A 14905-nucleotide genomic window follows, 5' to 3' on the forward strand; every position below is an offset into this window, starting at 1 on the left:
AATCAGGCATTTCGCATTCTTTCAAAATCTCCAAAATTCCTGATTCTAAAATATAAGGGATAAAAAAAAGCACCCTAATAAAAAAATATTGAGCCAAAAATCCAGCGCGCAGGAATGTAAAAAAATAGCGGAGAGAAAAGCAAATCGATAGAGATGTGTTGCACTATGCAAAAATTGGGGGAAAATTATGTTGATTTAACCAGCTGTGAAAATCGGTGTTTAATATCTTTCATCCGTTGAGTGATACTACCGGTAATTAATTTTTGTCTGAGTTTTTCCAATAGCCGCTTTGTTCCCACTGTTCTGCTATTTCAGGATAAATACTATTTTGAATTTAATCCGGCAACATATCATAGAAGTAGAGCATCGTGTCTGAACGTGTGATAATGCCTATCATACGCCCGTTTTCAACTACAGGAAGCCGCCCTATATCATGCTTTGCCATAAGCTTTGCAGCCTGAACCGGGCTCTTTCCCGGGTCGATTGTTGTAATATCTGTGCTCATATATGCCTTTACAGGAGATTTAAGTTGAGACTCTTTTTTTATTTTAATAAAATCTCTGCGTGAAATGACTCCTACCAGTTGTTCTCCCTGAACAACGGGAAGCCCCGTACAGCCTTTTCCCTTTAATATCGCAGCAACCTTTTCCATGGATGTGTCCGGTTCCACAGTAAAAACCGGAAAAGACATTAAATCGCTTATCTGCACTGATGCCTGCTGATTTCCTCCTATAAGTTCTCTTATCCATTCTTCAACCGCATCAGGATTAACTGCTTTTAAGATTGCGGAAGCAGCGCCGGGATGCCCACCTCCTCCCATGCTGCGCATAATTAAACCTAAATTCAAACCATTATCATTACTGCGGGCAATAACCATACTTTTGTCTTTATCTTTGATTGTAAATATTCCGAATGCGGCATCAACATTTACAATTTCTCTATACATACCGATAACAAGAGCCGGGCTATTGATATGACCTTCAATTCTGATTTTATTAATACTGATAGTATGCCCGTTAATCTTTGATCTTTTTGCAGATTGCAGCATCTCAAACAAAATGTTTTTTTGTTTTTCTCCGTATGCCTGGCGCAAAAAAGAGCTGACAATATTTATGTCCGCCTTTTTTTCAAGCAGAAAGCCGGCAGCATAAGCATCTTCTGCTGTTGTAGATGAAAAGCTGAGATGCCCGGTATCTTCATAAAGTCCTGTAAGAAAAAGTGTTGCCTGTATGGGAGATATTTTCTTTTTTTCTTTTTTCAGCCTGCGAACCATAAGGGTTATGTTAGATCCGGTTTCTTCATGGCATTTCCAAGCAGCATTTATATTGCCGTCACATGTATGATGGTCCCATAATATAATTTCAAGATCTTTTCTTGCAGAAAGTGCATCCATGCGCTCAAGGCGGTTCCAATTATTTGTATCAACAACAATCAGTTTTTTGACCTTATCAAAATCAATTTTAGCAGATGAATACATATCAAAAATGTCTTTATGGATAGAAAGAAAAGCCTTAACATTGGGATTGACAGTTTTTGGAAGTACACAGGCAGCTTCCGGATATAAAATCTTTGCAGCAATCATGGAAGCAAGCGCATCAAAATCCGTGTTTTTATGTGTTGTAATAATCTGCATCAATAGTTATCCGCAAGTTTTTACCGTTTTACATTGAACTACATAATTACAAATAATATATTTACTTTGATAATAGCTATATATCGGCAATTTTCTTCAAAAAGGTAACATATAAAATCCGGTTTTCAATCCGGTAAGAAAATAACAGGCATTTTATGAAATATTTTTTTATATTGACATAACAGGGCAATTTTCTTAAACTTTGTCACAGTGAATAAAGTTCTTATCACAGGCCCTGTATTCAAAGATCCCAAAACATGGCTTCATTGAAAGTCATGATCGATATATTCCCCAAAACAGACTTATACTGCTGCCGGTATTCTGTTCAACTCAGGGCATATGGCAAAAAAAGGAGGCCATCCATGAGCGAAATAACATTAAAAGACACCAGGCTTTCAGAATATACCCTGGACAATGTTCCTCTTCTTAAAAGCTTGCGAAGCAATCTGCTTAAAACCAAACCGGCTGTATGCATCGAAAGGGCTCGTTATGTAACCCGTTTTTTAAAGGAAATGTCTGCAGACAGCGATCCTATGATCACGCGCTATGCCGAAGCTGTGGCGCATTTTCTGAATAATAAGCAGCCGTTTTTCTTCGATGGCAATCCGCTTGCCGGAACTACCTGCACAAAGCCTTTTGGTGCGCCGGTTTATCCTGAGTGGACAGGGCTTACCATCTGGCCTGAACTTGATGTGATCAGCACGCGTGAAAAAAATCCCCTGGCTCTTACCCGTGCCGAAGCTGATGAACTTAACTTTGATATCTATCCTTACTGGATGGATCGTAATGTTCTTGAAGTAACACGCAAGCGCCATAATAATCCCGAATGTATGCGGCTTTTCGAGCGAATAGTATTTTTTATCGCAAGCAAGGCAGGGACGATATCACATACTGTGCCCCATTATGCTACAGCACTTGAACATGGCCTGGATTATATTATAGATCAGGCAGCAAAGAAGGAACAGAATCTCAGGTCTAAAGGCAATCTGAATGAAGATCAGAAGCGAAGTATACTTTTTTACCAGGCAATTCAGATAGCGCTGAAGGGAATTAATGCATATGCAGCAAACTTAAGTTCCGAAGCCGCCAGGCTGGCTCGAAAAGAAAATAATGCTGAACGAAAAGAGAATTTTTTGCAGATGGCGAAAGTCTGCGCTCAGGTGCCGTCAAAGCCTGCCCGGACTTTTCGTGAAGCAATCAACTCACTGTGGATAATCCAGATTGCAATCCATGCTGAAAATATAAACATGGCCATGAGCCCGGGACGGCTGGATCAATTGCTCTATCCCTATTTTAAGCATGATATGCAGGCGGGCAAACTAAGCGTTAAAGAGGCACTGGAATTAACCGGCTGTCTGTGGCTCAAGCTGAATGACAACACAAACCTTGTGCCTGAAACTGCCGAGGAGCTGTTTGGCGGAGCCGGAACGGTTCCTGCAGTAACTGTTGGGGGTGTGGGTACAGACGGTAAAGATGCGGTAAATGATTTGACTTATATTATGCTGAGGGTAACCGAATTGCTTAAGACCCGCGACCCCAGCCTCAATGCCAGATATCACCAGAGCGAAAACAGCAAAGACTACCGCAACCGGGTGACCGAGGTAATAGCAAGTACACGCTCAGTACCGGCCATACACAATGACATTGTTGATATTCGTACTCTTGAAAATCAGGGTGTAACAACCGAGCATGCAAGAGATTATGCAGTAATAGGCTGTGTGGAACTGGCTTCCGCAGGCCGCAGCTATGATGCCTCCAGTTCAATTATGTTAAACCTTGCTTCCGTTTTGGAACTTGCGCTTTATAACGGCAAAAGACCGGTTACCGGCGATGAGCAAATCGGCCCGGCTACCGGCGAACCCGTGGCTTTTGCTGAGTTTGAAGATTTCCGGAATGCTTTTTCTGCTCAGTTTAAATGGGTTGCCGGAAAGGCTATTGAACTTAATGAAATGTTTGGCCGGGTTTATCAGGATATACTGCCATCGCCTCTGCTTTCGGCTTTTTTCGAAGGCCCAATGGACAAAGGCCAGGATCTGATTTTCGGTGGCGCAATATATAATTCTTCCGGCGCAACCCATATCGGGTTTGCTGATACTGTGGATTCAATCAGTGCAATTGAAAAAGCCGTTTTTAAAGATCATAAATGCACTTTTGCAGAGCTTCTGGCCGCCCTGAAGGCTGATTTTAAAGGCTACGATAAGCTGCATGCCTATCTTGTTAACTATACGCCCAAATACGGCAGTATGGAACCTGCGGCTCAGGCAAATGCCCAGCGGGTAGTAAAACTTTTATATGATTTTTACCAAAGCCATACCAATTATCGTGGAGGCACCTACAAACCGGCTTTCTGGACTATGACAAACCATGCAGGCCAGGGCAAGCTTTCCGGGGCTTTGCCGAATGGCCGTAAAGCAAACAAGGTTTTTGCAAGCGGGATTACTCCCGTTTCCCAGGCTGCCACAAATCTGGCTTCCTGCCTGCAATCTGTTGGAGGATTGGACCCACTTTGTATCCCAGGAGGTGAAGCTTTCAACCTGAAATATCCTGCCATATGCGGAGCTGAAGATATTGAAAAATTCGGCGCAGGCTTGGAAACATATTTTGAAAGCGGGGGGCTGCATATCCAGTGCAATATCATGGACTATGAAATGCTGCTTGACGCCAAGGAACACCCGGACCAATATCCGGAACTGCTTGTCAGGGTTTCGGGCTATTCAGCCTATTTTAAAGACTTAAACGATGCCATGAAAGATGAGATAATTACCCGGACGGCATATGATCTTAAAAAAGGTAAGTCAGTACCTTTTCCGGATGCCCACAGCGACATGCTGGGAACAAAATAGCCGTACAACGGCAAGGAGGCTGTCATGTCAAACGAGTTATTAAATATTCTTAAGATGCCGCAAGCTAAAATCGCAATTGAAAACTTTACCCAGACCGTAAAGTCAGAAGCGGCCGAAGGATTTTTAGAAGCGCTGCTGAATCTTATGAGCCTTGCGCTCTTTCTGGATAAGGATTTTAAGAAAAATATCAAAAATTTTAATGCACGTTATCTGTTTTGCAGCAAGGACAAGAAGATAACTGTTGCTGCAATCTTTGACGATAACCATATGAAGGTCAGCAAAAAAAAGATCGATAACACCAATATTACCGTAATCTTTCGTGATGGCAAGGCGCTTATGGGTTTTCTGCTGAGCCCGAAACCGGACATACTTGGTTCAATACTTAGCCAGGATATCAGTATAGACGGCAATCTAAATTACATTTACAAATTCGCATATATGTCCAAACACTTACAGCTAAAGTACGCCGGAAAGCTATAAATGCCATGAATCCCGAAAAGCGCCGTCCGCTGATTTTCGATATTCACCGCTATGCTTTGGATGACGGACCGGGAATCAGAACCACAGTCTTTTTCAAAGGCTGCCCCTTAAATTGCATCTGGTGCCACAATCCGGAAGGTATCAGTTTTGAGCCGGAACTCTACCATCAGCCCCAAAACTGCATCCTATGCGCGGACTGCTTATCTGTATGCCAGCAAGGCGCCATTACTATAAATGATTGTGTCAGGATTAACCGTGATCTTTGCGATGGCTGCGGCCTGTGCGCCGGTCAATGTCCGGCAAAAGCCATGACTATTAAGGGGCGTTATTATGAGCCGGAAGAGCTGGTGGAAATATTATTACAGGATGTGCGCTTTTTTGATCACTCAAAGGGCGGGGTCACCTTTTCCGGAGGTGAGCCAACACAGCATTGCCTTTATCTTGGCCGGGTGCTGAGAAAGCTAAAAGACAGAGGCATTCATACAGCTCTGCAAACTTGCGGTTTTTTCCAGTGGGATTTATTTAAAACCGGGCTGCTCGATATGATTGATCTGATCTATTTTGATATCAAACACCTTGATCCTGATCTGCATTTCAAGTTTACCGGACAATCCAACAAAAATATCCTGGATAATTTTTCAAAGCTTGTTGATGTGGCACGCAAAAAACTTGTCTGTTCGATTCCTGTTATAATCGGATTTACAGCAGACCGGAAAAATCTTGAATCTATAGCTGAATATATCGGAGCAAAAGACAATTTGTCTTACCGGCTGCTTGCCTACCACCCGGGAGCTATTATAAAAGCATCCGCTCTTGGAAAAAAAATTGCATCCGGTCTTATCAGCCATTCCATGGCTGCTGACAAATACCGGGAGATCGCAGAAGCGTTTGATGACATAGTTAAAAAACAGCGAACAACGAACAGAAATAAGGTATCGGGGGTCAGGTGTCAGGAGATTGTAGAAAGACTTTAATGACAACCCATAATAAATAAACTAATACCGAACAATTCACATCGGTGTCTGTAATTCGATATTCTATAACAAGGAGGCGGATAATGGGATTTACAATCAGCGGAACCATTAAAAGAGAAGATAACGGACAAGGTATCGCCGGTCTTTCGGTTGAAGCATTTGACGCAGATCTGTTTGCTGACGATCTGCTGGGCACAACCCAAACTGATGATCATGGCGCATTTGCGATAAAGTATCAGGGCAAAAATGAACTTGGCGACAAGCCTGATATCTACCTGAAAATTAAAAATATCAAAGGCGAACTTCTGCAAAGCACCCGCAACCACATAATCTATGATGTTATAAAAGATATTGTAATTGATGTGCCGATATCAGGTCCAGCTCTGGCAAAAGCCGATATGGTTTTACAGGATAAAGCGTCTATAGCCAAAGGTTCCGGCACGGATTCCAAATCCGGCTTATTCCGTAAGCTCAAAATCCCCCCGGCCTGTATTTCAGCTAAACTATCGCTACAAAGCTTTAAACAACCCGATTCCTAACTGCTGGCTTATCGATGAACTTGTCGAGATTTCTCCCGGCCTTTTTCTGGGACAACTTTGCTACGCTACACGCAAACTTATACGCGATTATGATCCCAAACGACCGCCCGCAGAGTACGATTATCAGAATTTCGGTTATTTTCTGCTTCTGAATGGCAATTGGCATGCCGAGGCGCGGCGTCTTTTTCCTTACCTGGAAATTCCTCCAAATGCTCCAGGCATGCAAACACCTGAAATAGAACTTAATTTTAAGCAGAACAAATTTACTGCTTTTACTTTTCAGGAACCGGCTCTTGCCATATGCAATGATAAAATAAAAGAAAATATACTGACTCAAGCAGGACAGTATCCTACTTTACTTCATTATCTTAAGGTATGTTCACAAACACTTTCGGATAATCTTTCCAATGAATCGCCTTATTTTGACCAGCTCGGGGAACTGTTTAACCGCGGCATTGCCCCTGATACCATGGACGGCTTTTACAACGGCGCGCTTATTAGCTGGCATTCGGCAGGTATTTTCGATCTTTTCAAAACCAATACAATAAATCTGTTATACACACGCATGGCCGCTCCGTTTTCCACCTGGACAGGCAAACGATTCGACCCCATCTCCAAAGAAAAACTGCTTGAATTCACAGATGGGCATGAAACCGGAAAAGTACAAACTTTTTGGGGTTCCAATACTCAGGCACTGCGTACTTTTAAAGAGCGGTTTGTGGGAAACATGATGAACTTGTCTGATATATGGACGGAAAAAGCTACAACACAAGAAGCCCAGGAGTTTGGCTATGATGTGAAGAATTTCTTTTTCATTGCAAAAAAAACTCTTTCAATCAATTCTCAAAGCAAAGAAAAAGAAATATTTCAGTTAAATTATCGCTGGCCAAAGCTAAAGACAATAGTTCCGGATTGTTACTGCATAGATGAACTTGTGCAGATCGCCGATGGACTTTTTTTAGGCCGTCTGATGTATGCCACAAACATAATTGAGCCATACGATCCGGCCAAAGATCCTCAAGTCTACCGTTACGGACTGTTCGGCTACTTTCTGCTGATGGACTCACAGTGGCAGCAGATCAGGCTGTCTATCGGCTTTGACCTTGAAAGCATGTAAAAGTTTATTTGCATGCAACTTTGTTGATAAATTTTCAACAAAGTTGCATGAGCAATTTATTTTGCGCTTTGCTTATGCACATACAGATATTCGACCTGGTTTGATCAGTGTTAAACATTGACCTGTGCTATCAAGGCTTTAACTCAAACAAGCCATATTCACCCTTGGAAAAAATAAGGGTGGTGTTTTCCCTTAAAAAAATTTTCAGCAAAACACCTTCTTTGTCATTAAAATTATTGTTCGCCCATTTGTCAAAATAATTATACCATATAATAAGGTGAGTTATTCCCTTATTATTCAAATCAGATATTATAGAATCCTTACCTTTGACGGAATTTATAAAAACTGTTTCACCAAAGATTACATCCCTGTCGCTGTAATAGAGGCGATTGCCGAGAAAAAGACACAGGATTTTTGCATCGGGCGCAAGATTTTTATTTGCATATTTAAATACGGCATATTCCGGACGGTACTTTTCAATATATTCATCACGTCCGACATTTCCGCTTAAATACTCAAATGGTTTTACATAATCAAACTGTTTGATAAGATAGATGAAATTATTGGAAATTACTACAGCAAAAAAGGCAAGCAGACAATACTGGTGTATTCTTCCTGAAAACTGAGAAAATCGTGTGTTTAATAATAAAAATATATTATGAAGTCCCATTACTGATAGAACGACAAGAGGCGGAATCACCGGAGCGATATATCGTATTCTCATGTCAATTTTAACAAAAGCAAAAAGAATATACAAAAGTGAAAAACAAAGAAGTATTATTTTCTCCGTTTTTAACAATCTGTCATCTTTTTTAAAGTGGATGAATGCGAAAAAAGGCAGTATAAACAAAAATGGTGATAATTTTCCGTCGAAATGTATCGGATCGCCGTCTTCTCCTTCAAAAAATATTCTCACGGGAATAAGAATGATTTTAAGCAATGACTCATGATATATTATTCTCCTTATTGCAAAATGCCCCCATTCCTTATTTCCGTTATTGTTTTTCTCTTTGCCAAGTAAATTGTTATTATTATCTGCTCCGAATGAAATTGGTTCAGGTTTAGTATTTATATTGTTAAAAAAATTTTGATAAAGCGGATACACCGGATTTTTTGTCCAGATATAATTTCTTATCATCCATGGAGAAAAGAGCAGAAGAGAAATAATAATAAACACAAGACCTGAAGAAAGCGCTTTAGCAGACTTAGCCGATTCATTCCTGGTTTCAATTTTGCGGGGAGTTCTTATATATGCAAAAATCACGATCATGGTTAAGAGGAAAAAAACAACTATGGCATTATATTTTGTGCCGAGACAAAGGCCGCAAAAAACACCGGAAGTGGCAAGATGCTTAAGGCTGTAGTCAGATTCAATCCACTTAAACAGGAATATTATAGATGCTGTTGAAAAAAAAATCAGCCCTAAATCAACATAGACAGTTGTAGAAAGCTTTATAATCACGGGGATAGATAAGAAAAAAAGAGCCCCAAAAACAGCATAAACTTTATTAATACGGTTTTTTAAATATTTAAAAATAAGAAGCGCAGTAAGCAGTCCGAAAAAAAAATGTATATATTTTGGAACGATATCATTTCCTAAATAAAGAGGGATAAGATACAACAGCTCAAGATTCATTGGGTAATATGAAAATATCAATGATGGGATTTCATATATACCGCCATGAGTTAAATAAAGCTTTGGAACTGCAAGATGATGTGTAAGAGCATCTCTGCTTACAGGCGGAACTGAAGACAGTATTATTACAGCAATAATAAGAATAGCAGTTGTTGCTAATAATATGATATTAACAGGTGAAGAATAAGAAGAGTCGCCTGTTGTTTTTGGTAATTTTATGATATCCTCCATGCTTTTCCTGTTTGTATCTTTGCCGCTTTGTGCCTTTATGTGATATTTATTCAATGATTTTCTTTAAAATATCCGCCGGAATCTCACCAAGATATAATTTGCCATTTATTACATATGCCGGAGTTCCTGTAATCCCAAGTTTCAAACCGTCTTTAATATCAAGCCAGAGTGCGTGCCTTATTTTGTTGTCATATCTTGCTGTGGCAAGCTCTTTTGAATCCAGGCCAGTCTTTTCGGCAAGTTTTTTAATATTGATACTCTTATCTTTTTTATCGATATCAAACAAAGCATCATTCATTTCCCAGAATTTTCCTTTTGATTCTGCATAGATTGAAAGAATAGCCATGTTGCCTGATCCTATATGAAAGGGCTCTTTTACCAATGGGTTGTATTTGTTATCCATCGGATAATGCCTATGAATGAGTCTTATTTTCTCCGGGTTTTTTTCTACAATTTGACGCAGGAAAAAATGCATTTTTTTACACTGGAAACACAGATAGTCGGTATATTCCGTTATGACAAGCTCAGGATTTTGTGATCCTCCGATCCATGGGTGGCCATCTTCAGTTATTCCGTTTGGAACATTAGCAGAAAGAGGAGGAGGTGTAAGATTCCAGTAAACCGGGTAAAAAGTATAAACCGAAACAAAAAGGATTATATAACTAGTTGCTAAGGATAAAAACAGCCTTTTTTTACTTACTATAAACTTAGCATCCCGCTTAAGCCCGGTAATAATTCCTTCTTTTTCTCCGAATCTTCTGATTATCAGCCAGGAATAGAAAACAAGTAAAAAATTTATTCCATAGCTTGCTATACACATTATGCAGTAACTGTGGATATATATTGTTGAAATTATGGCAAATATTATACTTACAAAACTGAATATCAATGATACCGCAAAAAATAACCGCCAGATACGCTTTCGCCCTGCATCGGAATGATATGCAAAAGGCAAAAGAAATATGCAAAAGCAATATGCAAAAAGTCCCCATAAGGCAACTGGCATGCCGAGCAATACGGAATAAGGGCTTTGGGAAACCGTATCGCAATTAATTGCTTTAGATATTGCACAGAAGCTTTCATATCCGATATCCGTATATATAAGATAATGGTGCAGCGAAAGATAAATGGAATCTGCAAGGCCGGCAAGCAATAAAAAAGCTATAGTCCCTGAATAAACAGGAAAGGGAAAAGACTTTATATCATATCTTTTTGAAATTATTTTGTTTATCAATTTAGCAGTTAGGGGTCAGGCTTTTTATTTTTCCTCATCTGACAACGGATTTATCACCTTCAAAAAATCAAAACCTTTAAAATCGTCAACATTGTTTGTATATAACCCAATTGTATGATTATCTTTTAAAGTTGATGCAAGCGCTAAGTCAAAGACTTTTTTCCGTGTTGTAACACTGCCTGACAAACTGATAAACGTCTGAATCCGGCTATCCTGCTGGAAAATAATCTTTACGCCTGAATCAAGATAATCCTGAACAATCTGAATAGCTTCCTGAAGGGAAAGAGGGGCTTCTAAATGTTGCCATGTGATAACATGAACAAACTCCATTAATACCTGAGCCGGTAAACAAACAGCGAGTTGTCCTTCGGCATTTCGTTCATTCATTACCCGTTCTACAAATTGTTTCGCTCTTTTATGAAACGGAGAGGCGATATTGTGTGCATATACAATAAGATTTGTATCAATTGCGAACATGATCAGAATCCCCGTTCAGCATAAATAATATCTCTGTCCGCATGAATCTCCTGTCCTAAATTGAAGGTTCGTACTTTAAATCGTTTCAATTTAGGTTGTGCTTTTCTTTCCATGTTTTTCATATCTTGTTTGAGTGAGTTCAGTAAAATTTCCATAAGATGAAGACGCTCTCCAACAGAGATACTTTGAAGTTGTCCTATTGTTTCATGTGCAATCATATCATCTCCTTATTATCTTGTTTTGCCCATAGAAACGAGGGACGGTCAAGCGTACAACCGCCCAACTGGAATATAGATACCACACTAACAGCATGATCACAAAATAAAAAAGAGGAAAATGTTGTCAACAAATAGATTTGTCCTGTTTTGTAGCAAATAAATTGTCCGCTTTTTACCGGCATCAGCGTTCAATGCAAAGGGCAAAAGCAACAGGCAAAAAAATAGCCTGCCACACCCCAAATCGCCACCGGAACACCGAGGAAAATGGAATATGGACTCTGAGAAACCGTATCGCAGTTAATTGCCTTTGATATTGCACAGAAGCTTTCATACCCTATATCAGTGTAAACAAGGTAATGATGCACCGAAAGATAAATGGAATCGGCAAGACCGGCAAACAATAAAAAAGCTATAGTCCCAAAGTAAATGGGAAACGGAAAAGGTTTTATATCACATCTTTTTGAAATTATTGAGTTTATCAATTTCGCGGTCGCACATCCCTTGCTGTCCACTCAAGAGATTTGATGTTGGGCGTCTGGTTGACCCGTTTGATGTTAGACGCATCTCTACGATAATCTTTTAATGATTCTCTTAGCGAGGCCTTCTTCAATTTCTGTGTGCCTTGGAATAGGCTGACTCGTACCCGTTTGAGGATTTTTATACCAATCATGATTGGCGCCATGACGCATAAAAACACAACCAGTTGATACAATGATTTTAAGTAGTTCTTTTCTTTTCAAATCGCTACTTCCAATACCTGGAAAGGTTCTGCATCGGTCGCCAAACCTTTGCTGATATCATCATAGATTTCTATTAAGTTCTCTCTCAATTCCTCCAAAGTCTTTCCTTGGCTTTCATAATCGGGGTATTCTTGTATATGCCCAACAAACCATCCTTTTTCCTCTTTATAGACAATTTTTATTTTCATAGATTTCTCCATTCGATATTCTTCATTGCTTATGTCTAAGCCGTCATTCGACAATAACCGTAACATTGAAATGCCGTGACCGGCATAAGGGGCCGTAAACCGTCGTTCAAAAATAACTGGAACATTCGGATGCCGTAACCGGCATAAGGAGCCGTAACGAAAGGATCAAAAAAAGTACAGGTTCTTTCGTAACGGCCCATAAGTGAAATACAGATACCACACTGACAGCATAATTACAAAATAAAAAAACAAGTCTGCTTGCATGTTCAGGCTTAACCCCTCTGTTATTACCTGAATATATAAGATAATGGTGAACAGACAGATAAGCGGAATCGGAAATACCGGCAAGAAGTAAAACAACAAAAGACCAGAAATAAACAGGAAAGGAAAGATGTTTTATATGATTATTGTTTGTATTCATTGTTTTAACACTTTTTTTAATAATTACCTGTTTTTAATTTTTATTCTTTCATAGATTTTCTTTGCAATAACTTCCTGATAATATGGTATCATTACAGCATCTTCAGTTAAAGATTTTTTAGTAAGCTTGTTTATAAGAAACGCTAATTCATCAGTCTTGACTGAAAAAAGCAATCTGTCGATATACCGGTTTGCCTCTGCATAATTTCTGTCTCTTAAAGCGGTTTCAATCAGCCATGTATGAGAAAGCTCATCCGAAGGGTTGCGTTTTAAAGCTTCTTTTAAAAACAATCCCGCTTTTCTGTATTTTCCCATCATGCAATAAACCGCACCGATATTTATAAGCGCATTATTGTCATTTTTATTAAAGATAAGTGATTTTCTGAAATATTTTAAAGCTTCGGCATTGTTTTTCCGGTTAAATAAAATAATACCTTTAAGATTAAGAACATCTTTATTGTTCTTATTCTCAGGTCCTGTTTTATCAAGATAGTAAAATCCTTTGTTCCAGTCATTTTTTTTAACTGATATCAGCGCAAGTCCGTATAAAGGGAATTTATATACAGGGTTAACTTCATAAGCTTTCTCCCAGAATTTTTCCGCCCTTTTAAAATCACCAAGATAATAATAAATGCCTGCGATATTATTTAATATTAAGCCCTTATAATATCGGCTATGTGCCTTTAAGTAAAGAGCTTTACGATAAAGTTCAATTGCTTCGGCATATTGGCCTGTATTTTCATAATATGCCCTGGCAAAATTTGTTGCAGCACGAGCAGATTGAGGGGCTTTCTTTATAGCATCCGATAATAGCGCAACTTCCGAAGACCATTTGATATTGCCGACATAAGTACTGATTGCATATCCTGCAATCAGACAGGCAACAAACGCAGATATAGTAATACGCATGAAACTTTTTGCTTGATAATGGTCTATTAGGCTTTTCAGACCCAAAGAGACAGGAACGAAGATAAAAAATGAAGGAAGATAATTTCTGTGTTCAAATATAAGTTCAAGACCTAATATTGTTGACTCGATTATATGATTCAGAAAAAAAAAGAGTATTGCAAAGCTTAAAAAGGGCCTTTTTCTTGACTGCCATATCCCGATGCCGATCAGAAAAAAAATAATTATGACAGACGGCATGGTTGTCCACGGGTGAAATAAAGAAACGGAAATATCTATATCATGCTCAATTGAAAGCCGGGTAGTAGCCGGGTAAAATATCAGGGAAATATAATAAACAAGAATCCTTGCTTCTGTGAGCAGACGTTCATACGGTGTAAAATAACGGTTTTCACAACTGCGAATAATGCTTAAAGGATCTTTTCCAAGAAAAAGAAAAACTCCGAGAAGAAAGATTATAATTGTTACAATTCCCGCAGCAGCAAATAGTTTTTTTCTTATCTCAGGCTTAGTGAAGTCTCTGAAAAAAAGTATTTCAATAATGATAAGAGCAAGCGGTAAGGTTATAGTATTTTCCTTGGTATAAATTGCAAAAATAAAGACAGGTAAAATACAAAAACAGGGAATAACCTTTTTCAATAACGAGTCGGACAACCTTGCTTTTATATAAAGGAAAAGTCCGATTATATAAAATAATGCCGCCATTGAAGCCATTCGTTGTACTATATAAGTAACAGCCTGAATCTGGATTGGATTTATTGCCCAGAGGGAAGTGGAAAGCAATGAAATAATATATTTATTTTCTTCAGTGAATTTATTTTTAAGGTTTGGAGTTTTAAAAAGGAAAAATATCGTAAGAAACAGGAAAAAGGCTGTAAGAATATGGATGCCTATATTTACAACATGATATCCAAAAACATTATCTTTCCCAAAATACCAGTTTATTGCGAAACTTAGCATGGAAATGGGCCGGAATCTTAACCCATCTGCTTTGGCGGTTAAAACACCGGCAACAGAATCCATGCTTAAGTTATTTATTCTGATTAAACGGTTTTTAACGATATTATTATAGTCATCAAGATGCCAGGAAGAATCAAAGGCATTGCTGTATGAAAGGATAATGAGCAGGAAAAGAAATAGAAACGTAATATAGTATTTTGAATTATTTAATGTTATTTTTATTTGCGACATAAATTGAAAATATTTTATTTTATGCCTATGTGCCTTTGGCATTTTGTTCTCACCACTTAATATATTGATAAAACAAAA

General features: G+C 38.8%; 15 protein-coding genes. 5 read left to right on the forward strand and 10 right to left on the reverse strand.

Annotated features, from left to right (window positions below):
• Nucleotides 1–334: 334 nt before the first annotated feature.
• Nucleotides 335–1633 (reverse strand): CBS domain-containing protein, encoded by a 1299-nt coding sequence (locus VXK47_RS09025; RefSeq protein WP_435548448.1) that lies wholly within the window; start codon nucleotides 1631–1633, stop codon nucleotides 335–337.
• Between the two features lie 362 nt (nucleotides 1634–1995).
• Here VXK47_RS09025 and VXK47_RS09030 point away from each other — a divergent pair, with 362 nt between their 5' ends.
• The 5 genes from VXK47_RS09030 (at nucleotide 1996) to VXK47_RS09050 (ending at nucleotide 7586) form a co-directional block, all read left to right on the forward strand.
• The gene (locus tag VXK47_RS09030; protein ID WP_435548449.1) at nucleotides 1996–4476 is read left to right on the forward strand and encodes a pyruvate formate lyase family protein; all 2481 of its coding nucleotides are present in this window, start codon (nucleotides 1996–1998) and stop codon (nucleotides 4474–4476) included.
• Nucleotides 4477–4500: 24 nt separating this feature from the next.
• On the forward strand, nucleotides 4501–4956 hold the full coding sequence (locus VXK47_RS09035) for a hypothetical protein (protein WP_435548450.1): 456 nt from the start codon (nucleotides 4501–4503) through the stop codon (nucleotides 4954–4956).
• A gap of 5 nt (nucleotides 4957–4961) precedes the next feature.
• Entirely contained in the window at nucleotides 4962–5930 is a 969-nt protein-coding gene (locus VXK47_RS09040; protein ID WP_435548451.1) for a glycyl-radical enzyme activating protein, read from the forward strand.
• 83 nt (nucleotides 5931–6013) lie between these two features.
• Nucleotides 6014–6469, forward strand: a complete 456-nt coding sequence (locus VXK47_RS09045) for a hypothetical protein (RefSeq protein WP_435548452.1) — start codon at nucleotides 6014–6016, stop codon at nucleotides 6467–6469.
• Nucleotides 6470–6689: 220 nt separating this feature from the next.
• Complete coding sequence (locus tag VXK47_RS09050) at nucleotides 6690–7586, forward strand: hypothetical protein (protein ID WP_435548453.1); 897 nt, start codon at nucleotides 6690–6692, stop codon at nucleotides 7584–7586.
• A 130-nt stretch (nucleotides 7587–7716) separates the two neighbouring features.
• Here the strand turns inward: VXK47_RS09050 and VXK47_RS09055 are convergent, their stop codons facing one another.
• The 9 genes from VXK47_RS09055 to VXK47_RS09095 form a co-directional block, all read right to left on the reverse strand.
• Entirely contained in the window at nucleotides 7717–9507 is a 1791-nt protein-coding gene (locus VXK47_RS09055) for an ArnT family glycosyltransferase (protein WP_435548454.1), read from the reverse strand.
• Complete coding sequence (locus VXK47_RS09060; RefSeq protein ID WP_435548455.1) at nucleotides 9500–10687, reverse strand: vitamin K epoxide reductase family protein; 1188 nt, start codon at nucleotides 10685–10687, stop codon at nucleotides 9500–9502. Before VXK47_RS09060 ends, VXK47_RS09055 begins: the two co-directional genes overlap by 8 nt.
• 24 nt (nucleotides 10688–10711) lie before the next feature.
• The gene (locus tag VXK47_RS09065) at nucleotides 10712–11164 is read right to left on the reverse strand and encodes a type II toxin-antitoxin system VapC family toxin (protein ID WP_435548456.1); all 453 of its coding nucleotides are present in this window, start codon (nucleotides 11162–11164) and stop codon (nucleotides 10712–10714) included.
• 2 nt (nucleotides 11165–11166) lie between these two features.
• Nucleotides 11167–11382 carry a hypothetical protein gene (locus VXK47_RS09070; RefSeq protein ID WP_435548457.1) on the reverse strand — a complete coding sequence of 72 codons (216 nt, stop codon included), beginning with the start codon at nucleotides 11380–11382 and terminating at the stop codon, nucleotides 11167–11169.
• 188 nt (nucleotides 11383–11570) lie between these two features.
• Nucleotides 11571–11864: a vitamin K epoxide reductase family protein gene (locus VXK47_RS09075; RefSeq protein WP_435548458.1), complete on the reverse strand. Its 294-nt coding sequence runs from the start codon at nucleotides 11862–11864 to the stop codon at nucleotides 11571–11573.
• A gap of 84 nt (nucleotides 11865–11948) precedes the next feature.
• On the reverse strand, nucleotides 11949–12122 hold the full coding sequence (locus tag VXK47_RS09080) for a type II toxin-antitoxin system HicA family toxin (RefSeq protein ID WP_435548459.1): 174 nt from the start codon (nucleotides 12120–12122) through the stop codon (nucleotides 11949–11951).
• Nucleotides 12119–12310, reverse strand: a complete 192-nt coding sequence (locus VXK47_RS09085; RefSeq protein WP_435548460.1) for a type II toxin-antitoxin system HicB family antitoxin — start codon at nucleotides 12308–12310, stop codon at nucleotides 12119–12121. The genes VXK47_RS09080 and VXK47_RS09085 overlap by 4 nt, the downstream gene beginning before the upstream one ends.
• Before the next feature lie 106 nt (nucleotides 12311–12416).
• Nucleotides 12417–12731, reverse strand: a complete 315-nt coding sequence (locus VXK47_RS09090; protein ID WP_435548461.1) for a hypothetical protein — start codon at nucleotides 12729–12731, stop codon at nucleotides 12417–12419.
• Nucleotides 12732–12754: 23 nt separating this feature from the next.
• Nucleotides 12755–14869, reverse strand: a complete 2115-nt coding sequence (locus tag VXK47_RS09095) for a tetratricopeptide repeat protein (protein ID WP_435548462.1) — start codon at nucleotides 14867–14869, stop codon at nucleotides 12755–12757.
• Nucleotides 14870–14905: the final 36 nt, after the last annotated feature.

This window comes from Desulfobacterium sp. N47 (genome assembly GCF_051233685.1).
Taxonomy (GTDB): Bacteria; Desulfobacterota; Desulfobacteria; order Desulfobacterales; family RPRI01; genus RPRI01.